19 protein-coding genes are annotated in these 21,210 nt (G+C 67.3%); 9 read left to right on the top strand and 10 right to left on the bottom strand.

What is annotated here, in order from left to right; translation table 11 throughout:
* Positions 1–229: 229 nt before the first annotated feature.
* The 4 genes from ACYVH8_RS13905 to ACYVH8_RS13890 all read right to left on the bottom strand — a co-directional run bounded on the left by ACYVH8_RS13905 (position 230) and on the right by ACYVH8_RS13890 (position 5,782).
* The gene (locus ACYVH8_RS13905; RefSeq protein WP_460489406.1) at positions 230–676 is read right to left on the bottom strand and encodes an acyl-CoA thioesterase; all 447 of its coding nucleotides are present in this window, start codon (positions 674–676) and stop codon (positions 230–232) included.
* 52 nt (positions 677–728) lie between these two features.
* Positions 729–1,718, bottom strand: a complete 990-nt coding sequence (locus tag ACYVH8_RS13900; protein ID WP_460489405.1) for a Bug family tripartite tricarboxylate transporter substrate binding protein — start codon at positions 1,716–1,718, stop codon at positions 729–731.
* A gap of 20 nt (positions 1,719–1,738) precedes the next feature.
* A complete protein-coding gene (locus ACYVH8_RS13895; RefSeq protein ID WP_460489404.1) occupies positions 1,739–3,430 on the bottom strand; it encodes an indolepyruvate oxidoreductase subunit beta family protein in 1,692 nt (563 codons plus the stop codon).
* 102 nt (positions 3,431–3,532) lie between these two features.
* A complete protein-coding gene (locus ACYVH8_RS13890) occupies positions 3,533–5,782 on the bottom strand; it encodes a thiamine pyrophosphate-dependent enzyme (RefSeq protein ID WP_460489403.1) in 2,250 nt (749 codons plus the stop codon).
* A gap of 93 nt (positions 5,783–5,875) precedes the next feature.
* Between ACYVH8_RS13890 and ACYVH8_RS13885 the strand changes: the two genes are divergently transcribed.
* Genes ACYVH8_RS13885 through yfcF form a run of 5 tightly spaced genes read left to right on the top strand, consistent with a single transcriptional unit; the run spans position 5,876 to position 8,909 of the window.
* A complete protein-coding gene (locus ACYVH8_RS13885; RefSeq protein WP_460489402.1) occupies positions 5,876–6,784 on the top strand; it encodes a LysR family transcriptional regulator in 909 nt (302 codons plus the stop codon).
* A 43-nt stretch (positions 6,785–6,827) separates the two neighbouring features.
* The gene (gene dcd / locus ACYVH8_RS13880) at positions 6,828–7,403 is read left to right on the top strand and encodes a dCTP deaminase (protein ID WP_460489401.1); all 576 of its coding nucleotides are present in this window, start codon (positions 6,828–6,830) and stop codon (positions 7,401–7,403) included.
* A 47-nt stretch (positions 7,404–7,450) separates the two neighbouring features.
* Positions 7,451–7,741 carry a type II toxin-antitoxin system TacA family antitoxin gene (locus tag ACYVH8_RS13875; RefSeq protein WP_460489400.1) on the top strand — a complete coding sequence of 97 codons (291 nt, stop codon included), beginning with the start codon at positions 7,451–7,453 and terminating at the stop codon, positions 7,739–7,741.
* Positions 7,738–8,235, top strand: coding sequence for a GNAT family N-acetyltransferase (locus ACYVH8_RS13870; RefSeq protein WP_460489399.1), 498 nt, complete (start codon positions 7,738–7,740; stop codon positions 8,233–8,235). Before ACYVH8_RS13875 ends, ACYVH8_RS13870 begins: the two co-directional genes overlap by 4 nt.
* 41 nt (positions 8,236–8,276) lie before the next feature.
* Positions 8,277–8,909, top strand: coding sequence for a glutathione transferase (gene yfcF / locus ACYVH8_RS13865; protein ID WP_460489398.1), 633 nt, complete (start codon positions 8,277–8,279; stop codon positions 8,907–8,909).
* 9 nt (positions 8,910–8,918) lie between these two features.
* Here the strand turns inward: yfcF and ACYVH8_RS13860 are convergent, their stop codons facing one another.
* The gene (locus ACYVH8_RS13860; RefSeq protein ID WP_460489397.1) at positions 8,919–9,113 is read right to left on the bottom strand and encodes a HigA family addiction module antitoxin; all 195 of its coding nucleotides are present in this window, start codon (positions 9,111–9,113) and stop codon (positions 8,919–8,921) included.
* Positions 9,114–9,246: 133 nt separating this feature from the next.
* Positions 9,247–10,161, bottom strand: coding sequence for a delta(1)-pyrroline-2-carboxylate reductase family protein (locus tag ACYVH8_RS13855; protein ID WP_460489396.1), 915 nt, complete (start codon positions 10,159–10,161; stop codon positions 9,247–9,249).
* A 181-nt stretch (positions 10,162–10,342) separates the two neighbouring features.
* On the opposite strand from ACYVH8_RS13855, the gene ACYVH8_RS13850 reads away from it, so the two are divergent.
* On the top strand, positions 10,343–11,767 hold the full coding sequence (locus tag ACYVH8_RS13850) for a DEAD/DEAH box helicase (protein ID WP_460489407.1): 1,425 nt from the start codon (positions 10,343–10,345) through the stop codon (positions 11,765–11,767).
* A gap of 90 nt (positions 11,768–11,857) precedes the next feature.
* On the opposite strand, the gene ACYVH8_RS13845 is transcribed toward ACYVH8_RS13850, so the two are convergent.
* On the bottom strand, positions 11,858–12,709 hold the full coding sequence (locus tag ACYVH8_RS13845) for a symmetrical bis(5'-nucleosyl)-tetraphosphatase (RefSeq protein ID WP_460489395.1): 852 nt from the start codon (positions 12,707–12,709) through the stop codon (positions 11,858–11,860).
* Positions 12,710–12,863: 154 nt separating this feature from the next.
* Here ACYVH8_RS13845 and ACYVH8_RS13840 point away from each other — a divergent pair, with 154 nt between their 5' ends.
* Together ACYVH8_RS13840 and ACYVH8_RS13835 are read left to right on the top strand one after the other, a co-directional pair.
* On the top strand, positions 12,864–15,473 hold the full coding sequence (locus ACYVH8_RS13840) for a CHASE2 domain-containing serine/threonine-protein kinase (RefSeq protein WP_460489394.1): 2,610 nt from the start codon (positions 12,864–12,866) through the stop codon (positions 15,471–15,473).
* 226 nt (positions 15,474–15,699) lie between these two features.
* Positions 15,700–17,007 (top strand): hemolysin family protein, encoded by a 1,308-nt coding sequence (locus tag ACYVH8_RS13835; protein WP_460489393.1) that lies wholly within the window; start codon positions 15,700–15,702, stop codon positions 17,005–17,007.
* Between the two features lie 15 nt (positions 17,008–17,022).
* Here ACYVH8_RS13835 and ACYVH8_RS13830 read toward each other — a convergent pair whose 3' ends face one another.
* The 3 genes from ACYVH8_RS13830 to ACYVH8_RS13820 form a co-directional block, all read right to left on the bottom strand.
* Complete coding sequence (locus tag ACYVH8_RS13830; protein ID WP_460489392.1) at positions 17,023–18,624, bottom strand: GGDEF domain-containing protein; 1,602 nt, start codon at positions 18,622–18,624, stop codon at positions 17,023–17,025.
* A gap of 158 nt (positions 18,625–18,782) precedes the next feature.
* The gene (locus ACYVH8_RS13825; protein WP_460489391.1) at positions 18,783–19,244 is read right to left on the bottom strand and encodes a hypothetical protein; all 462 of its coding nucleotides are present in this window, start codon (positions 19,242–19,244) and stop codon (positions 18,783–18,785) included.
* Between the two features lie 59 nt (positions 19,245–19,303).
* The gene (locus ACYVH8_RS13820; RefSeq protein ID WP_460489390.1) at positions 19,304–20,071 is read right to left on the bottom strand and encodes a YdcF family protein; all 768 of its coding nucleotides are present in this window, start codon (positions 20,069–20,071) and stop codon (positions 19,304–19,306) included.
* Positions 20,072–20,200: 129 nt separating this feature from the next.
* Between ACYVH8_RS13820 and ACYVH8_RS13815 the strand changes: the two genes are divergently transcribed.
* Positions 20,201–20,932 carry a hypothetical protein gene (locus ACYVH8_RS13815; protein ID WP_460489389.1) on the top strand — a complete coding sequence of 244 codons (732 nt, stop codon included), beginning with the start codon at positions 20,201–20,203 and terminating at the stop codon, positions 20,930–20,932.
* Positions 20,933–21,210: the final 278 nt, after the last annotated feature.

Below are 21,210 nucleotides of genomic sequence, written 5' to 3'. Positions count from 1 at the left end.
GGGGACAAGGGCCACAAGGGCCACAAGGGCTGTGACCGCGACGGCGACAAACACGACCGTGATTGCGATAAGCCACGCTCCGGCCACCACAACCCGTTCAAGCCGAACGACAAGGACCACAAGTCGGACGACCGAGGCGGCAGAAACTGAACCTGCAGCTCAAGGCCAGGCCCCCCCAGGGCCTGGCCTTGTGGGGGCGGGCGTAGGCCGGTCCGCCGGAGCGCGAGGATCAGGCGCAGAGCGCCTTGATGTCGGCCGGGATCGCGATGGCGCGTATGCCTTTGCCGTCCTGGCGGTGCGCGGCAAAGATGCGCACCTCGTCGCATTCCATGATCAGGTCGGCGGAGCCGTCGGCGTTCTCGCGCTTGATCTGGTAACGCTGCACAAAACTCTTCTCGCGCCATTCGGCCACCTGCGCATGGATCTGCAGGGTGTCGCCATAACTCGCGGTCTTGACGAAGCGCGCGTGGGTGTCCACCAGCGGCGTGCCGATCAGGCCGCTGGTTTTTTCGGTCTCGTGCCAGGGGGGCACGCCGCACTGCAGGAAGAAGTGGCGCGAGGCCGCGTCGATCCAGCGGAAGAAATTGGGAAACCAGACGATGCGCGCGGGGTCGCAGTCGCCGAACTCGACGCGCTGGGTGTAGACGATGGTGCGGGGGGAGGGGGTGTCGGTCATGGCGGGGAATGAAAAAAGCCCCTCCGCGCAGGGAGGGGCCGGTCGCAGGGGTTCAGTCGCCCGTGATCTTGCGCTCGCGGATCAGGGCGCCGAAGCGTTTGGAATCCTCGGCGGCCTTGGCGGCAAACTGCTGCGGGCTCATGGGGGCGGCCTCGCCGCCCAGGCCGGCGATGCGTTCTCGGGTGGCCGGCGTGTTGAGGATCTTGTTGATCTCGGTGTTCAGGCGCGAGACTATTGGCCCGGGCGTGCCGGCCGGGGCGTAGAAACCGAAGTAGGTGTCGGCGTCAAAGCCCTTGAGGCCGGCTTCCTCCACGGTGGGGGTGTCGGGGAACATGGGGGAACGCTTGGGGCTGCCCACGGCCAGCAGCTTGAGGCGGCCGGCGCGCACGTGCGAGAGGCCGATGCCCGGGTCGAAGGCGAAGTCGATCTGGCCGGCCAGCAGGTCGTTGAGGGCCGGCGCCGCGCCGCGGTAGGGCACGTGCACGGCGAAGGTGCCGGTCATGCTCTTGAACATCTCACCGGCCAGATGCGGCGAACTGCCGTTGCCCGGCGAGCCGTAGGACAGCTTGCCCGGATTGGCCTTGAGGTAGCTGACGAACTCCTTGGCGCTGTTCACCGGCAGCTTGGCCTTGGCCACCAGGAAAACGGCCACGCGCGCGACCGAGGCCACCGGCACGATGTCCTTGTTCGGGTCGAAGGGCATCTTGGGGTAGATGTGCGGGTTCACCGAGACGGTGCCGCCCGAGCTCATGAGCAGGGTGTAGCCGTCGGCCGGCGACTTGGCAACCGCGTCGGCGCCGATATTGCCGCCCGAGCCCGCGCGGTTCTCCACCACCACGGGCTGGCCCAGGACGTCCTGCAGCGGAGCGGCCACCATGCGGGCCAGCACGTCGGCCACGCCGCCGGGCGGGAAACTCACGATCAGCTTGACCGGCTTGGTCGGGTAGCTCTGGGCCTGCGCCAGCGGCAGGAGGCCGCAGGCGGCGACCATGGCAGCGAGCAGGATGCGTCGCAGCACTTGGGTGGGAGCATGGATGGGCATGGGAGGTCTCCTTCTTTGTGTCAACTGGTCTTCTTCAATGGCGGCCTGCGCACCCAGCGTATCGGCTGCGCCTTGAGAGGGCGGGCCGGTGCACCGTGTTTTACCAAAGTCTGGTCCAGGGTTTTCCCGGCGTCGTCGGCCAGCGCGGCCTGGCGTGCCGCAGCGATCGCGGCGGCGCGTGCCTCGTCACTGTCGAAGCTTGCGCCCGTGGCCAGGTGCTGCACCACGTGCAGCAGGTTGTCCTTGCCGCGTTCGTTGGTGCTGCCGTAGCCCTTGATCAGGCGGCCGCATTGCGCCACTTCATGGCCGCTGGCCCAGTGGCGCCGCGTGCTGCCCACCACGGCGGCCAGCCACTGCTCGATCAGTGCCTGTTCGGTGACAAAACGGCTGCCCAGGGGGCGCAGCGTACGCATCATGGCCAGGCCGCGCAGGGCCAGCATGCCGAAGACCGAGTGGGTGCCGATCTTGAGCGGCAGCGCCCAGGGGGTCTTGCCGGCCAGCACGCGCTTGCGGTCCCAGGCCAGCACACGCTGCGCCAGGCCCGAGGGCAGCAGGGCGGCGAACTCGGGCGCGCCGGGCTTGAAGTGGTCGTAGAGCTTGAGCAGGTCGGCCTCGCCGGCCTTGACCTCGCCCTGCACGCGCGACCAGCGGCTGGCGCGGCTCTTGAGGTCGGCGACACGGATGATGTCGTCGAAGGCCATCCACAGCGCGAGCCAGCGCGCCATCTCGCGCGTGACGGCCCAGCCGCGTGTACCCTGCGGGTCGCTGGCGCGTTCGGCAGCCAGCACCTGCCGCAGGCGCTCGACATAGCGTTGCGCGTAGGCGGTGTTCTGGTACTCGACCAGGCGCGCATGGCCCAGGGCGATGATCTCGTGCAGCACACCTGGGAAGAGCGCGGCCACGGCAGCGGGCAGGGCGGGTTGTTTCCGCTCGGGCCGAGCTTGGCCTGTCCCGGGCGTGTCGAAGGGTCGGAGCCCCAGGCTTGGCCGGCGCTGCGTTTCGACAGGCTCAACGCGAACGGAAGCGCTCGAAGCCGTGCCCGCGTCGAGAACATCCTCTATGAACCGGGCCTGGGTGCGCTGCGCCTGCACGGCGTCGAAGCCCAGGGCGAAGCCGCGCAGGCTGGCCTGGGCGCCGCCGCCGCTGTCCTTGAGGATGACTTCGTAGTCGGCGCGGCCCATGGGCAGCAGGCCGCTGGCGGCGATGCAGCCCAGCATCACGGCGCTGACCACGGTGCCGGCCTGGCGCGTGAGTTCGGCCATGTCCAGCACGTGGTGGGCGCGGCTGTGGGTGGCGATGAGGTTCAGCAGCCCCTGCGCCTCGCGCCGGCCGTCGCCCATCTGCATCTTTTCCATCGTGGTGAGCGCGCGCGCCGTGGAGCTCAGCACCAGGGTGCGGTCGCTGCTGGCGTGGCCCAGGCTGATCTGGCGCACGGTCTCCAGCAGCTCGCTGGAGACCAGGGCATCAAGCCGCCCGGGCATGGGGTAGAGGCCCAGCACCGGGCGTTTGCCGCCGAGTTCTGCCACCGGGACGGGAAAGACTTCGAGGTAGTAGGTGGTGGCGCCGGTGCGCTGGGCCACGCCGGGGATGGAGGTGGCTTGTACGGGGTAGCCGGCATGGCGCGCGGTTTCGACCAGCCATTCGGTGAGCACGCCGCCGCCTTCGCCGCCCAGGGCGCAGAGGAGGAGGGAAATGGGATGTTTCTGAGACATGTTTTTATGACATGGGGTTTTGCCGCCGGGCCGTCCCAAGGCAAAACGCGGCCCCCTCGGGGGGCAGCGCAGCACACGGAGTGGCAGGCGTGGGGGCCATGTTCATGCGGGTTGCAGCATCTTGACGAAGGACTGGCGCACACCTGCCAGCAGGCGTTCGTGCCAGCTCGGGTTCTGCACGACTTCGGCGCGGTAGAAGGAAGGGCAGAGCGTGGCCGCGTGCGCGTTGGCGCCGCACAGGCCGCAGCCCACACAGCCGTCGATCACGGTGGCCACCGGGTCCACCTTGAGCGGGTCGGGGTTGTCCTTGAGCGTGAGCGTGGGGCAGCCCGAGAGGCGGATGCAGGCGTGGTCGCCGTTGCAGACGTCCTCGTCCACGCCGTACTTCACGCGCTCCACGCGCTGGCCCTTTTTCAGCAGGCTGGCCAGCCAGGGCTTGATGCGACGCTGGCGTTCCAGCTGGCATTCGCCCTCGGCAATGATGACCTTGAGGCCGTTGAAGTCGGAGGTGAAGGCGTCGATCAGCGTGCGGCGCACGTTCTCTACCTCGTAGGTGGTGACAGTGCGCAGCCACTGCACGCCCAGGCCCTTGAGCGTGGTCTCGATGGTCTGGTTGGTGTGCACCACGCTGTCGCGCTTGTCGACGGCGCCGTTCTTGGCCTGAGCAGCAAGGTCCCCACGCTTGTCACTTCGTGTACTGCGCTGCCCCCCAAGGGGGCCGTCACTTCTTGGGAGCGGCCCGGCGGAGTGACCCGGCGAGGAAATGATGTCCTGTGTGCCGGTGGCCGAGGTGTAGCCGTTCTTGAAGATCAGCAGCACGGCATCGTCACCGTTGAACAGCGCGCTCTGCACGCCGGTCAGCAGGCCGTTGTGCCAGAAGCCGCCGTCGCCCATGACCGAGAGCACGCGCCGGTTCATCATGGGCGAGACGCCCGCGCGGCTGGCCAGCGACATGCCGTAACCCAGGATGGAGTGGCCGAAGGAGAAGGGCTCGAAGGTGGCCAGGGCGTGGCAGCCGATGTCGCCCGCGATGTGCACCTGGCCCACCTGTTCCTGCGCCAGCTTGAGGGCGGAGAACACCGGCCGCTCCGGGCAGCCTGTGCACATGCCCGGCGGGCGGGCCGGCAGGGGCTGGCCGCCATGCTGGCTGATCTCGGCGGCGATGGCGCTGCGGCGGTCGCGGTTGCCCTGCAGCCACTGGGTCACGGAGCTCGGCAACAGCTCGGAGCGGTAGCGGCGCAGGAATTTCTCCAGGCCGCCGGCCATGACCTCGGCCGAGTACTCGCCGGCCAGGGCCAGCATGTCCTTGCCGTGCAGAGGCGTCTGGATGTCGGCGCGGCGCAGCAGGGTGGCGAGTTCCTGTTCGATGTACTCGGGCTGGCCCTCTTCCACCATCAGCACGGCCCGTTTGCCGATGCAGAACTCGCTCAGTTCCTCGGGCACCAGGGGGTAGGTCACGTTGAGCACCAGCAGCGGGATGTCGGCGTTGCCGAACGCGTCGGCCAGGCCGAACTGCTGCAGGGTGCGAATGAGCGTGTTGTACAGGCCGCCCTGCACCACGATGCCCAGATCGCTGTGCTTGCCCGCATAGAGCTCGTTGAGCTGGTGCTCGCGGATGTACTGGCGCGCGGCGGGCACGCGTTGTTCGCTCTTGAGCTTCTCGTGGCGGAAGGTCACGGGCGGGTGGGCCAGGCGCTCGTAGTTGAAGCTGGCCGGCTCCTCCATCAGGTCGCGCGTGGACACCCTGGAGATGCGGTTGTCCTTGGCCTGGAAGCTGCCGCGCACATGGCAGGCGCGGATGCGCAGCTCCAGGATGGCCGGCATATTGGAGGCCTCGGACAGGGCAAAACCATGTTCCACCATGTCGACCATGCGGCCCAGATCGGGCCGCGGATCGAGCAGCACCATGCCGGACTTGAGCGCGTAGGCGTGGGTGCGCTCCTGGATCACGCTGGCGCCCTCGCCGTAGTCCTCGCCCACGACGATCAGCACGCCGCCCGTGACGCCGGGCGAAGCCAGATTGGACAGGGCGTCGGCCGCGACGTTGGTGCCGACGATGGACTTCCAGGTCACGGCGCCGCGCAGCGGGTAATGGATGGAGGCGCCCAGCATGGCGGCGGCCGAGGCTTCGTTGGAGCAGGCTTCGACGTGCACGCCGAGTTCGTCCATATAGGGCCTGGCCTGCACCATGACGTCGAGCAGGTGCGAGACCGGGGCGCCCTGGTAACCGCCCACATAGGCCACGCCGGACTGCAGCAGGCCCTTGGTGATGGCCAGAATGCCTTCGCCATGAAAGGTCTGGCCCTGGCCCAGCGCCAGCGACTTGATTTCCTGGCCGAATGAAACTTCCATGTGTCTTCCTCGGTGTTCTGAGAGCAGCGAGCAAGTGTTCACGCCCGGGTTTCATTAATCAATAAAATAACGTGACTATCGGTTATTCGAAATATGCATATCAAGGACCTGGACCTCAACCTTCTGCGCGTGTTCGACGCGGTCTACCGCGCGCGCAAGGTGGGCCGGGCCGCCGAGATGCTGGACCTGACCCAGCCGGCCGTGAGCCAGGGCCTGACCCGTTTGCGCCTCCTGCTGCAGGACCCGTTGTTCATGCGCGCGGGCGGGGGCGTGCAGCCCACGCCGCGCGCCGCGCGCCTGGCGCCGGCCGTGCGCAGCGCGCTGGCCATGCTGGAGCAGGCCCTGGGCGAGGCCGCGCAGTTCGACCCGCAGCGTTCCAACAAGACCTTCCGCATCCACATGAGCGATATCGGCGAGGGCCGTTTCCTGCCCGGCCTCATGGTGGCCCTGCGCGAGCGCGCGCCCGGTGTGCGCATCGAGACCCTGCCCGTGCCGGCGGCCGGCATGGCCGATGCGCTGGACAGCGGGCAGGTCGACTTTGCCTTCGGTTTCCTGCCCACCGTCAAGGACACGCAGCGCGTGCAACTGCTGAAGGACCGCTACATCGTCATGCTGCGCGCCGGCCATCCCTTTGCGGCGGCCGCGCGCCGGCGCAAGGGGGCCGGCCTGCTGGCCGCCCTGCACGAGCTGGAGTTCGTGGCCGGGCGCACCCATTCGGACACCCTGCGCATCCTGCAACTGCTCAAGCTCGAAGACCGCGTGCGCCTGACGGCCGAGCACTTCATGGTGCTGCCGGCCATCGTGGGCGCCACCGATCTGGCCCTGGTGATGCCGCGCAACATCGCCCAGGGTTTCGCGGCCAGCGGCGCCTACACCCTGATCGAGCCGCCCTTTCCCCTGCGCGATTTCACGGTCTCGCTGCACTGGAGCCGCCGTTTCGAGACCGATCCCGGCAACCGCTGGCTGCGGGATACCCTGGTGGAGCTGTTTTCCAGCCCCTGAACCGACTACCTACAATCTCCCGATCCCCAGGAAAAACACCACCATGAGCATCAAGAGCGACAAATGGATACGCCGCATGGCGGAGCAGCACGGCATGATCGAGCCCTTCGAGCCGGGCCAGATCCGGCAGGACGCCGCCGGCCACAGAATAGTGAGCTACGGCACCAGCAGCTACGGCTATGACATCCGCTGCGCGCCCGAGTTCAAGGTCTTCACCAACATCTACAGCACGGTGGTGGATCCGAAGAACTTCGACGAAAAGAGCTTCGTGGACATCGAGAGCGACGTCTGCGTCATTCCGCCCAACAGCTTCGCGCTGGCGCGCACCATGGAGTACTTCCGCATCCCGCGCAACGTGCTGACCATCTGCCTGGGCAAGAGCACCTACGCGCGCTGCGGCATCATCGTGAACGTCACGCCCTTCGAGCCCGAGTGGGAAGGTTATGTGACGCTGGAGTTCTCCAACACCACACCGCTGCCGGCCAAGATCTACGCCGGCGAGGGCTGCGCCCAGGTGCTGTTCTTCGAGAGCGACAAGGACGATGTCTGCGAGACCAGCTACAAGGACCGTGGCGGCAAGTACCAGGGCCAGCGGGGTGTGACCCTGCCCAAGACCTGATCGATATTTACGGCAATTTGCCGTACAATTGGAGCAAGGAGGTTCCCATGTCCGCCATTGCATCTTCCGCGCCCACGGCCCGTCTGGAGGCGCGCATCAGCGCTGACCTGCATGCCGCACTCAAACGGGCGGCGGAAATCCAGGGGCGCACGATGACCGACTTCGTCGTGGACGCCGTGCAGGAGGCCGCGCGCCAGGCCATCGAGCAGGCTGACGTCATCCGCCTGTCGGCCGCCGACCAGGCCGCCTTTGCGCAGGCGCTGCTCGCGCCGCCTTCCCCGAAGGCCGCGCTCAAGCGTGCCGCGGCGCGTTACCGCAAACTGCTCAAGGCTGAATGAATTCGCCCCGGTTTCGGGTCGAATGGCTGGACGGCTCCCTGGATCGCTCCGGTTTCGATTGCGGCACGCCCGCGCTGGACCACTATTTCCATGCCCAGGTGATGCAGGACATCAAGCGCCGCATGGCCACCTGCTTCGTGGCCCGTGGCGAGGCGGGAGAAATCGCCGGCTACTACACCCTGTCGGCGGCCAGCGTCATGCTCACGCAGTTGCCGGCGCTGGTGGTCAAGAAACTGCCGCGCTACCCCAGCGTTCCGGTCGTGCGCATGGGGCGTCTGGCGGTGGACCGGCGCTTCAAGGGGCTGGGCCTGGGTGCCGCCTTGCTGTTCGACGCCCTGTCCCGCACCGCCCGCTCCGACATCGCTGCCTATGCCCTGCTGGTCGATGCCAAGGATGAAGCCGCTGCCGCCTTCTACCGGCACCATGGATTCATGGCGTTCGAGCAGCAGGCGCTGACGCTGTACCTACCGCTGGCGACGGTGCGCGGCATTTAAACCTGAAAAACAAGATGCGAATAACGCCCAGGGAAACGCCCATGTCATCAGCAAGTTTTCTTCTGTACGTTGATGCGCAATTCGTCAGCCCCTACGCCATGTCGGCGTTTGTGACGCTGCACGAGAAGGGGCTTTTCTTCGACATCAAGACGCTGAATCTGGCGGCCCGCGAGAACAAGGCGGCAAACTTCGCAGCCACCTCGATGACGCAGCGTGTTCCCACCTTGTCGCACGGGGACTTCGCGCTGTCCGAATCGTCCGCCATCTCGGAGTACCTGGACGAATTGTTTCCGCAAGTGCCGGTCTATCCTCACGCCCCACGGCTGCGGGCGCGAGCACGGCAGATCCAAGCCTGGCTGCGGAGCGACCTGATGTCCATTCGGCAGGAGCGTTCGACGGAAGTCGTATTTTACCGCCCGACCTCGGTGCCCCTCTCCATCGAGGCCCAGGCAGCGGTCGAGAAACTTTTCGCCGCTACCGATGCCTTGCTCCCGGCCGGTGCGGCGAACTTGTTCGGTGACTGGTGCATTGCCGACACCGATCTCGCGTTGATGCTCAACCGGCTCGTCCTCAACGGCGATCCGGTTCCCGCCCGGCTTGCCGCCTATGCCCGGCAGCAGTGGCAACGGTCATCGGTCCAGTCGTGGGTCCAGCGCGAGCGGCCGCCGCTGTAGATCAGGCGATCAAGCCGCCAGCGGCACCACTTCCCGCTCCACCCGCTTGGACAGCTCTTTTTGCGCCACCTTGATGTCGTAGGTGGTCTGCAGGTCCAGCCAGCTCTGTACATCACCGCCGAAATAGCGCACCAGGCGCATGGCTGTGTCCACGGTGACGCCGCGCCGCTCCAGCACGATATCGTTGATGCGCGAGGCCGGCACCTTGAGGGCCTTGGCCAGGGCGTTGGCGCTTATGTCCGGCTTGAGGTATTCCTCCCTCGCGCAGGATCTCGCCGGGATGCACCGGCCGCATGCCGTTGGCGGGGGCTTTGATCTTCATGGATCTGAAATTCTCTCAATGATTTCGGCTCAGCGCCAGCCGTGCCGCTGCCAGATCCCAGCCGGCCCAGCCGCAGCTCTTGAACAGGACCGGCCCTGGCGGCCGGTTTTTCTTTGGCCTCAGCATGTCCTGCAGGGTGGCAAAGCGGCTCACGTCCAGCCTGGCCTGCAGCAGGTCGCCCGCTTCGTGGTCGGCGTCGCGGGTGTCCACCACCACCGTTCCGAGCTCCGCCATGTGGCGGCACAGCTCCGGCGCCAGTTCCACCATACGCGGCGTGAAGGCGCCGACCGCTGCGATGAAAGTGTCGGCCCGCGGCTCGGCCCGCAGCACCACGCTGCTGGCCGGGGTGCAGGTGACGACCAGCGGGCAATCGGCCAGCGCGGCGTTGGGGTTGGTGACCACTTCGGCCCGAAGTCCCAGTGCGATGGCGTGTGCAGCCAGTGCCTGGGCGCTGGCAACACTGCGCGAGGCGATGCGCACGTGCTTCACGCCCAGGCCGGCGGCAAAAGCTTCCAGGTGCGCGCGGCCTTGCACGCCGGCCCCGACGATGAGCAGCGGCCCGTCCGGATTCGGTGCCAGGGTCTGGGCCGCCAGCAGCGAGACGGCGGCCGTGCGCCGCGCCGTGACCGTGGGGCCGTCCAGCACCAGACGGCGCTCGCCGGTGGCGATGTCGAACACTACCACGTTGCCCTGGATGGCGGGACGGCCCGTGCCGGCGTTGGCGGGGGTGTAGGTGATGAGTTTGGTGATGGCCAGGCGCCCGTCCAGGGCCGGCATCACGAACAGGCTGCCGCCCCCGGGCAGGGGCTGGACCAGGCGGGCGGGGACCTGGACCGCCGGATCCTGCAAGAGCGCGGCGATTTCGGCCGCCAGGGCCGGGTAGGGCAGGCGTTCGGCGGTCTGGGCCGGGCTGAGCAGGGTCTCGGGCATAGACAGGCACTGTAGCCGGGGCGGATGGCCCGGAAACGGGATATCGGGGATAATCGAAGTTTGCCCTTGGATGCAGGGGTGGCCCTAGATAGCAACCAGATGGCTATGCCAGACCGATTTGAATACTGAACTGCCCACCGCTCCCGTGACTTCGAACGAACTCACCAGTGACACCCCCCTCATGGCCTTTGCCCAGCTGCAACTGGCCGCCCCGCTGGCCCGCGCGGTCGCCGAGATGGGTTACGAGTCCATGACGCCAATCCAGGCCCAGGCCATCCCCGTGGTGCTGCAGGGCCGTGACGTCATGGGCGCCGCCCAGACCGGCACCGGCAAGACCGCCGCCTTCTCGTTGCCCCTGCTGCAGCGCATGCTGAAGCATGAAAATGCCTCCACCTCGCCCGCCCGCCATCCCGTGCGTGCCCTGGTGCTGCTGCCCACGCGCGAGCTGGCCGACCAGGTCGCGCAGCAGGTCAAGCTCTACGCCAAGTACACCCATCTGCGCAGCGCCGTGGTGTTCGGTGGCATGGACATGAAACCCCAGACCCTGGAGCTGAAAAAGGGTGTGGAAGTGCTGGTGGCCACGCCCGGCCGCCTGCTGGACCACATCGAGGCCAAGAACGCCGTGCTCAACCAGGTCGAGTACGTGGTGCTGGACGAGGCCGACCGCATGCTGGACATCGGTTTCCTGCCGGACCTGCAGCGCATCCTGTCCTACCTGCCCAAACAACGCACCACGCTGCTGTTCAGCGCCACCTTCTCGCCCGAGATCAAGCGCCTGGCCAACAGCTACCTGCAGGACCCGGTGACCATCGAGGTCGCGCGCTCCAACGCCACGGCCTCCACCGTGGAGCAGCATTTCTACAGCGTGGGTGATGACGACAAGCGTCACGCCCTGCACCAGATCCTGCGGACACGCGGCATGAAGCAGGCCTTCGTCTTCGTCAACAGCAAGCTGGGCTGCGCCCGTCTGGCGCGCTCGCTGGAGCGCGAGGGTCTCAAGACCACGGCGCTGCACGGCGACAAGAGCCAGGACGAGCGCCTGAAAGCGCTGGACGCCTTCAAGAAGGGCGAAGTCGATCTGCTGGTCTGCACCGACGTGGCCGCGCGCGGCCTGGACATCAAGGACGTGCCGGCGGTGTTCAACTTCGACGTGCCCTTCAACGCCGAAGACTATGTGCACCGCATCGGCCGCACCGGCCGCGCCGGCGCCTCGGGCCTGGCGGTGAGTTTCGTCTCGCCCAAGGACGCCCGCCTGGTGGCCGACATCGAGAAGCTGATCAAGACCAGGATCGAGCTGGAGCCCGTCGAGTACGACGAGGACAAACCCGATATCCGCCGCCAGGGCCGTTTCAACGAAGGCCGGCGCCTGTACGAGCAGAGCGAAGAGCGCAGCGAGCCCCGCGGTGAGCGTCGCACCGCCCCGCGCGAGAGCCGTCGCCCGTCCGCACCGCCGCAGGACCCCTTCTTCAACCAGCCCTACGAAAGCACGCAGGCTGCGGCCGAACCGGCGCCGTGGGAGGCCGTGGCCAAGCCGGCCGGCCGTGTGGTGTCGGCCAATATCCGGCCCAAGCGCAAGGTGGCGGCGCTGTTCAACAAGACCGAATAAGGCGGGCCCCCACGCTCCCTCACTGCGTGTAGCTCGCTGCCCCCCGAGGGGGCCGTCGTCGCCTTGGGGCGGCCCTGCGGCGACGGGACCTCAAGCCGCATGCAAGCCGGGCGTTTGCGCGGCCTCGCATTTCACCTGGATCAGTTCGTGCGCGCGGGCCGGTCCCAGGCGCACCGCACTGAGACAACCGCCCCAGACGCAGCCCGTGTCCAGCGCCAGCACATCGGGCCGGTTCAGCCAGCCCAGCGTGGACCAGTGGCCGAAGGCCACGGTGATATCGGCCGTCTGCCGCCCTGGCGCCTCGAACCAGGGCATGTAGCCTGGCGGCGCGGCGTTCGCACCCTCCTTGGTGGCGAACTCCATCTCCCCTTCAGCGGTGCAGAAGCGCAGCCGCGTCAGCGCATTGACGATCACACGCAGTCGCGCATCGCCCTGCAGGCTGTCGTCCCAGCGCGCCGGCTCGTTGCCGTACATGCGACGCAGGAAGTCCGGCAGGTCCGGGCCGCGCAAGACGTTTTCCAGATCATGCGCCAAAGCTATTGTTTTTGTAGCATCCCAGGAGGGCAGCACACCGGCGTGCACCATCAGAACCTCTTCCCCATCGAAAGTTTCCCGCATGGCCAGATGCTGATGGCGTAACCAGCCCAGCAGGGCGGGGCGGTCCGGCGCGTTCAGCACGTCGGTGATCGTGTCGCTGCGGTGCGGCGGCCGCACGCCGTGGGCGATGGCCAGCAGGTGCAGGTCGTGGTTGCCCAGCAGGCAACGCGCGGCCCCGCCATGGCCCATGAGGCGGCGCAAGACGCCGGCCGAATCCGGCCCGCGGTTGACCAGATCGCCCAGCAGATAGAGGGTGTCGCGGCTGGGTGAGAAGGCGATCTCCTCCAGCAGGCGCTGCAGGGCGGCGTCGCAGCCCTGCACGTCGCCGATCAGGTATTGGGCCATGGGGTGTTTCCGGGGAGTTACAGGAATTTTCGCATTCCGTCTGCTGCCCCTGTTTCGGGCCCGACGGCTGCATTAGACTGGCAAGGGTGTGCGCTGCTGCCTGGGCCTCAGGCCGGCCGTGCGCCCGCAGAGTGACCACAACACAGAGGGCGACATGAAACACGCGGCGTTTTGGCGTCAGGACTGGCTGGTCGGGCTGCTGGTCTCGGTGCTGCTTTTTCTGGCCGCGGGCACAGACCTGATGCAAAGCCTGGAGCGCAAGGCCTATGACCTGGGTGTCCTGGCCAGCACGCGCGCGCCCAGCGACAAGATCGCCATCATCGCGATCGACGACCAGAGCATCGCCAATCTGGGCCGCTGGCCCTGGCCGCGCGAAATCCACGCGCGTTTGATCGATCTTCTGGCGCAGGGCGGCGCCAAGGTCGTGGGCCATACCGTGCTGTTCACCGAACCCCAGGTCGAGGCCGGCCTGGCTTATGTCGGCCAGGTCAGCGGCTGGCTCGATGCCTCTTCGATCCGCAGCTCCGGCAACCCGGCACACCGCGCCGACGTGGCGCGCCTGGAGGCGCTGCTGGAGGAGGCCAGCCGCAAGCTCGACAACGACCGCAAGCTCGGTGAGAGCCTGGGCCGCGCTGGCCGGGTGCAGCTGGCCATGTATTTCGAACCCGGCGAGCCCCAGGGCAAGCCCGACCAGCCCCTGCCCGACTACGTGACGCGCAACCGCCTGACCCAGGTGCAGGCCGCCGCCTCCGGTGCCCAGCCCGATCCCTCGCAGGGTGTCCTGCTGCCCATCCCCGTGCTGGGCAGCCAGGCCTTGGGCGTCGGCCATCTGAACGTCTCGCGCGATGTCGACGGCGCCGTGCGCAGCGAGCCGCTGGTCATGGCTCATTACGGCGAGTACTACCCTTCGCTGTCGCTCATGCTGGCGGCGCGCAGCCTGAACCTGAAGGCCGAAGACATCCAGGTGCAGCTGGGCAGCGGCGTGCAGCTGGGCCAGCGTTTCATCGGCACCGACCCGACCCTGCGCATGCAGACCTTCTTCTACAAGGACGCTGCCGGCCGGCCGGCCTTTCCCGTCGATTCCTTCTACGACGTGCTCAGCGGCAAGATCCCCGCCACCAAGTACCGCGACAAGATCGTGCTGATCGGCGCCTCGGCCGCGGGGGTGGGCACCTTGCAGGTCACGCCCATCGCGTCCAGCATGCCCTCGGTGGTGACGCTGGCGCACACGGTTTCCAGCATCCTCAATGGCGACTACTTCCTCAGCCCGACCTGGAGCGCGCTGGCGCAGCTGGGCATCTTCCTGGCCGTGGCGCTCTACCTCATCCTGCTGCTGCCGCGCCTGAGCGCCGCCACCGGCGCCCTGGTGACCGGCGTGGTCTTCGTGGCCCTGCTGTTGGCGCACTTCGGTCTGATGACGCTGTACGCCACCTGGCTGCCGCTGATGCTGCCGGCCGTGCTGCTGCTGGTGGGGCACCTGCTGCTGACGACCAAGCACTTCCTGATGGCCGAGGAGGGCAGGCAGAAGTCCGATGCCGAGTCCGCCGAAAGCAATCGCATGCTGGGCCTGGCCTTCCAGGGGCAGGGCCAGCTGGACATGGCTTTCGAGAAGTTCAGCAAGGCGCCGATGGACAACAGTCTGATGGAGCTGCTCTACAACCTGGCGCTCGATTTCGAGCGCAAGCGCCAGTTCAACAAGGCCGAGGCCGTGTTCCGGCGCATGGCCGAGTTCAACCGCAAGTTCCGTGACCTGGAAGCGCGGCTGGCCCAGTCCAAGGCCCTGGCCGAGACCGTGATGTTCACACCCTCGGGCGGCCGCGGCAACGACAGCACCCTGGTGCTGGACCGCCCCGGCGTGGCCAAGCCCATGCTGGGCCGCTACGAGGTGGAGAAGGAACTGGGCAAGGGCGCCATGGGGGTGGTCTACCTGGGCAGGGACCCGAAGATCGGCCGCCTGGTGGCCATCAAGACCCTGGCCCTGGCCCAGGAGTTCGATGCGGACGTGCTGCAGGAGGTCAAGCAGCGCTTTTTCAGCGAGGCCGAATCCGCCGGGCGCCTGAGCCACCCGAACATCGTGACCATGTACGACGCGGGTGAGGAGCACGATCTGGCCTACATCGCCATGGAGTACCTCAAGGGCAAGGATCTGGTGGGCTGCATCAAGCCCGGCGCCCTGCTGCCGCTGCCGGTGGTGATGGGCATCGTGGCGCGTGTGGCCGAGGCGCTGGACTACGCGCACAGGCTGAACGTGGTGCACCGCGACATCAAACCGGGCAACATCATGTACGACCCCGGGACCGACACGGTCAAGGTGGCCGACTTCGGCATCGCGCGCATCACCGATTCAAGCAAGACCCGCACCGGTATGGTCATGGGCACGCCCTCCTATATGTCGCCCGAGCAGCTGGCCGGGCAGAAGGTGGGAGGAGCCTCCGATCTCTTCTCGCTGGGGGTCACGCTCTACCAGCTCGTCAGCGGGCGCCTGCCTTTCGACGGGGACTCCATGGCGCAACTGATGTACCGCATCGCCAACGAGGCGCCGGTGGACATCCTGACCGTGCGCTCCGATCTGCCACCCTGCCTGGTGGCCATCCTGGGCAAGACCCTGGCCAAGACACCCGAGGGGCGTTACGCCAGCGGGGCCGAGCTGGCGCAGGCCCTGCGCGACTGCGCCGCCAGCCTGCCGAAGGCGGGCTGGGAGGCGACAGTGCCGGCGGGCGGCGCGGGGGCTACCTGGGCGGACACCGTACCGGGATCGCCCTAGTACTGCGACCCGGAAGTAGAGGAACTAAATGAAAGTGATGGATTCGTGCGCAGGGCAAGGCGCAAACCACAGCCATAGCCCTTGCTATGGCGAGGATTTGCAACGCCGCCATGCGTGCGAAGACGCGCTTTCATGTTTCGATACTTCCGGGTCGCAGTACTAGGGTTGAGCCGGCGCCGGTCCGGGCAGGGTACAGTCCCGTGAACCTCACTGTGTAACGGGATCCATGGACTTCCTGCTGATCGCCCTGCTGATCTTTCTCAACGGCCTGTTTGCCATGTCCGAGCTGGCGCTGGCCGCCAGCCGCAAGGCGCGCCTGCTGGCCATGGCCGAGGCCGGTGACGGTGGCGCCCAGACAGCCCTGGAGCTGCTGGACAAGCCCAACCAGTTCCTGTCCACGGTGCAGGTGGGCATCACCTCCATCGGTGTGCTCAACGGCATTGTCGGCGAAGCCGCCTTCAGCATCGACCTGGCGGTCTGGCTGGAGGAGATGGGGGTCACCGAGCGCGCGGCCGGCATCACGGCCACGGCCCTGGTGGTGGCCATCATCACCTTCCTCACCATCATCTTCGGCGAGCTGGTGCCCAAGCGCATCGGCCAGCTGTATCCCGAGACCGTGGCGCGCTGGATGTCACGCCCCATGCACTGGCTGGCGATTGCGGCCAAGCCCTTCGTCAAGCTGCTGGCGGCCTGCACCCAGGGCGTGCTCACGCTGCTGCGCATCCCCACCGACGTCACGCGCAGCATGACCGAAGAGGAGATACGCCACAGCCTGGAAGAGGGGGTGGATGCCGGCGTGATCGAGCAGCAGGAGCACCAGATGGTGCGCAATGTGTTCCGCCTGGACGACCGGCCGCTGACCTCGCTGATGGTGCCGCGCGCCGCCATCGACTGGCTGGACGCGGGCCTGAGCGTGGCCCAATGCCTGCAGCATGTGGGCGCGGCTGGCCAGACCGGCGCGCATTCCTGGTACCCGGTCTGCCGCGGCTCGCTCGAGGACGTGGTGGGCGTGGTCAGCGTGGGCCAGCTGCTGGCCTTGAGGCTGACGACCGAGGGGGCCATCGAGCCCCATGCGCTGCCCGCTGTCTTCGTGCCCGAGACGCTCACGGGCATGGAGCTGCTCGAACAGTTCCGTGCGCGCTCGGGGCGCATGGTCTTTGTGGTCGACGAGTACGGCGTGGTGCAGGGCCTGTTGACGCCGGGTGACCTGCTGGAGGCCATCACGGGCGAGCTGCAGCCGGTGGCGCAGGTCGATGCCTGGGCCACCGAACGTGATGACGGCAGCTGGCTGCTCGACGGCATGATCCCGGTCGACGAGCTCAAGAGCCGCCTGGAGATCCGCGAGCTGCCCGACGAGGAGCGCGGGCGCTACAACACCGTGGCCGGGCTGTTGCTGTCGGTCAGCGGCCACCTGCCCAAGGTGGGCGAGCGCATCGTCTGTGCCGGCTGGGAGTTCGAGGTGGTGGACCTGGATGGCCGCCGCATCGACAAGGTGCTGGCGCACGCCCTGCCGGCGGCCTTGCCGGGCCTGTGAGGCGCCCCCCGGGCCTCAGTCGCTGACGGTGCGGTTGCGTCCCGCGCGCTTGGCGGCGTAGAGCGCTTCGTCGGCCTGCTTGATCAGGGTCTGCGCATCGGGGCTGTCCCCCAGCTGGGTCAGGCCCACGGAAAGCGTGGCCGCGCACCAGGTTTCGTTCAGGGGGTGCTGGATCTGGCTGAAGTCGTGTCGGATGCGGTCCAGCACCTCCAGCGCGCGCGCGCGGTCTGCCCCGGGCAGCGCCACCAGAAACTCCTCGCCCCCGTAGCGGCCGACGAGGTCGGTCTTGCGCAGGCGCTGGCCCAGGAACCAGGCCAGGCTGCGGATCACCTGGTCGCCCATGGGATGGCCGTGGCTGTCGTTGATCTTCTTGAAGTGGTCGATGTCGATCATTGCCACCGCCAGGGGCTGCTGCCCAGCCACGGCCTGGCGGATGGCCGCGGCCAGCTGCTCCTTGGAGGCCTTGTGGTTCAGCAGGCCGGTCAGGCCGTCGTGCAGCATGGCGCGGCGCAGGGCGCGGTAGCGTTCGATCTTGCTCTGCACGATGGCGTTGAGCACCACCGGGTTGTAGGGCTTGGTCAGGAAGGCGTCGCCGCCCAGGCGCAGCGCCTCGATCTGCAGGGGCACGTTGCTGTCCCCGGACAGGTAGACGATGGGGATGGAGAGGAACTCCGGATGCTGGCGGATCACCCGCGCCGCCTCCACGCCGGTGCAGCCCGGCATGAACATGTCCATCAGGATCAGATCGGGCTGGAACTGCGCCAGGCAGTTCAGCACCTCGTGGGGCTGGGTGATGGCGTGGGTCTCGATGTCGCACATGGCCAGGGTGCGCTGGATCGACTTGCTGGCTGTGATGGAGTCTTCCACCACCAGTGCCCGCAAGGGCGCCTCCACCTTGCCGCTGCACAGCTCGATGAGCTTGGCCATGATGACAGGCTGGGCGGTGCCCGTGGGGAAGCAGAAGTCGCTGCCCGCCGACAGCGCGGCGCGCAGGCTGTCGAAATCACCCGCCAGTTCGTGCACCAGCAGCGTGCTGGCGGCAAAGCGCGCGCGCAGTTGCTGGACCTGCTCGACCGTCTGCCGGCTGCCCAGCCCGCCGGCGCTGAGCAGGACGATGGCCGGCTCGTCACCCTGGCCGGGCAGGTGGCGGACCTGGTGGAATTCGGCATCGATGTTGAAGTAGCCCAGCTGCAGCGCCAGCGCCTGCCAGGCCGGACCGCTGCTGCCCACCAGCCAGACGCGATGGCGTGGCGTCACGTCCGGCGCGGGGGCGTCAACAGGGCTGGCGCGGCGCTCCATGACCGGGCGGCGCTGACCGTCGATGAAATCGCTCACCCGCGTGACCAGCTCCTGCACGCGCAGGCCCAGTTCGGCCAAGGTGGCTGGCGGGATCGGGGCGTCGGCGCCGCCGTCGAGCAGGGCCAGCGCCTGCTGCTCCAGACTGCGCGAGATCTGGTTCAGGCCCGACAGCCCCTTGCCATGCAGGAACTCGGTGAAGCTGGAGAGCGAGACGGCAAATTCAAGCAGGGGATCGGTCCCGGGCGCGGCCAGGAAGGCCTGCCAACCGGCGGCCAGTGCCGCGCTGCGTTTCAGAAGTTCTTCGGGGGGGCAGGGCATGGCGCGGGTCGCAGTCAGACCGGCGCCATGGCCTTGGTGGATGCGTCCATGCCCGCTTGACCAGGATGTCTGGAGGAGGCCGGGGCGGCAGACGCATGCATGGGGCAAAGTATATGACGCTGCCCGCGTCGCGTCCGCGCGCACGCCGCGCGTGCGACTCAGTCGGAAGACCGGGCGCCGCGCAGGCTCACCAGCAACGCTTCCAGGTGCTGGTACAGGGACAGCACGAGCCAGATGGCCGCCGCCAGCGTTCCCAGGATGAAGAGCCAGTCGTAGATCTTGCGCAACTCCGGGCCCAGCAGCCCGCCCAGCACCAGCAACAGCACCGGGTGGGCGGCCGGCACGATGATGACGGTCGCCAGCGGCAGCACGAAGTGGCTGGCCTGGGGCTGCCAGCCAGCGTGCTTGTTCAGCTCCTGCGCGGCGCGCTGGGCGAGCAGCCACAGCAGCATCAGGGCGCTGCCGTAGCCGAGAAAGCGCACCAGGTTGGCGGCGGTGAGTTTGAGCGCGCTGATGCTGGTCTTCTGGAAGAAGGCCAGCTCTCCCAGGGCGGCTCCCAGGACCAGGGTGACCACGATGACCAGCAGGTAGCGGATCCACCAGGCGGTGTTGTTGTTCATCTCATTGCTCCTCGTGTGTGTTCGGCGAGATTGTAGGGACCAGATGTAGCAAATTTGTATCAGGCGCGGCCCCTCAGGCGGTAGACCAGCAGGCCCAGGTGCTCGTGCAGGGCAGTGTGCCATTTGGCCGCCCCCCGCGCCAGCGAGTATTCATGCCAGGGTGTGGCGAGGCCGGCGCGGTAATCGGCGGGCCAGGGGGTGACGTTCCAGCCGGCCTTTTCGAAGGTCGCCATGGCGCGCGGCATGTGCCAGGCCGAGGTCAGCAGCAGCCAGGGCCGGGTCGGCTCCACGCCAGGCAGGGCGGCGCTGAGCACGGCATTTTCAAAGGTGGTGCGCGAGGCCGATTCGAAGACCAGCCGCCGCGGGTCCACACCCTGGGTGGCGTAGAAGCGGCGTGCGCGTTCGGCCTCGCTCATGGCGCTGGCCAGCAGCTCGCCTTCGCCCCCGGTGAACAGCAGCTGGAGCTGCGGCGCGCGCTGCAGCAGGGGCAGGGCGGCCGTCATGCGTTCGGCCGCACCATTGAGCGCGGGCTGTTGGTGACCTTCCCAGACGTAGGACGATTCGAGCGCGCCACCGAGCACGATGACGCCGGCATAGTGTTGAAGCTCGATCTGCGCGGGCGCGGGGTGCTGTTGTTCAAGACGGCGCAGCAGCGCATCGGGCAGCGGTTCCCAGCCTTGCAGCAGCAGCAGGGCCAGGGCGCCCCACAGCAGGGCCCTGCCCGTGCGGCGCCAGCGCTGCTGCAGGAGCAGGCCCAGCGCGAGCAGGGCGACGACCCAGGCCAGCGGCTGGGTGAGGAAGGCGAGCAGTTTGGCGAGAACGAACATGTCCCTATTGTGGCGTGGCCCGATGGGCGATGCCCTGTTCCCGCAGCGCCGAGGCCAGTGCGGGAGGCTTGTCCGGCGCACCGTTTCTGCAGGATGATGTGCGCTTCATGAACCGATCAGGAGTTGATCATGTGGCCAGAACCTGCGCTTGCCTTGTTGATCGGCCTGGGCTGCCTTGTGGCGCAGGCTCGCGCGGATGAGAGGGTGAGAGACCGGCTCATCGCATCGGCCCATTACCCGAGTGGCGAGACGGTGCCTTACCTGCTCACGGGCCTGGGGGCTACCCCTCCACAGTACGTGCTGATCTTGATGCCGGGGGGCTCGGGTCGGCTGGAGCCTGAGATGCGCGATGGCCGTCTGGTCTTCAAAGCCAGGGGCAACTTCCTGATCCGCTCACGGGCCTTGTTCGCAGACGCCGCAATGATCGTCATCGCCACGGACAGCACCGGCAGCCCGGAACGCATGGGCGCCATCACGGAGGATGCGGGCAGACGCTTCCCCGGGGCCAAGGTCTATGTGATCGGCACCAGCCGCAGCACCCTGTCCACCATGCAGCTGGCGGAGCGCATGGATGGCAAGGTGGCCGGCTTCGTGCATACCTCGTCGATGAGCGGCATCGCTCGTTTTGACACCCGGCCCTTGAAGAGCCGGCAACTGATCGTTCACCACAAGAATGATGCCTGTTCTGTCACAGGCTACGGCTCTGCGCTCTACAACCATGAGCAGTTCGGAACCGACTTGATCACCATGGAGGGGGGCGTTTCGCAAGGCGACGCGTGCGAGGCTTTTGCCCACCATGGCTACAACGGCATCGAACAAGAAACGGTCGGGAAAATCAAAGCCTGGATCCGGCAAAAGTGAGTTGCCCCAGGCGGCCCCAAGGGCCGTCTGTGCGCTGCAGAACGCCGGGCGTTGGGCCCGGAGGCCTCTGTCTGCGCACGGGGCTGCCCGGCCCAGGCGGGCGTCCATCTTTGTGCAGTGCGGTAAAACCCCCCTGATCTCGCCCCACTTTCGTGAGGGCAGACCCTTTTTTGTGCGCTGCAATAAAAGTTTTCTATATTTAGTATTGATAAATCATAAAAATAATACTGATAGGTAATAGCTACAATCTGGCTGTCGGTTCAAAACCGGTCGATTTA

The organism is Curvibacter fontanus (assembly GCF_054780335.1).
The sequence above is the reverse complement of the archived record's forward strand: the minus strand, read 5'-3'. Positions and strand labels throughout refer to the sequence as shown.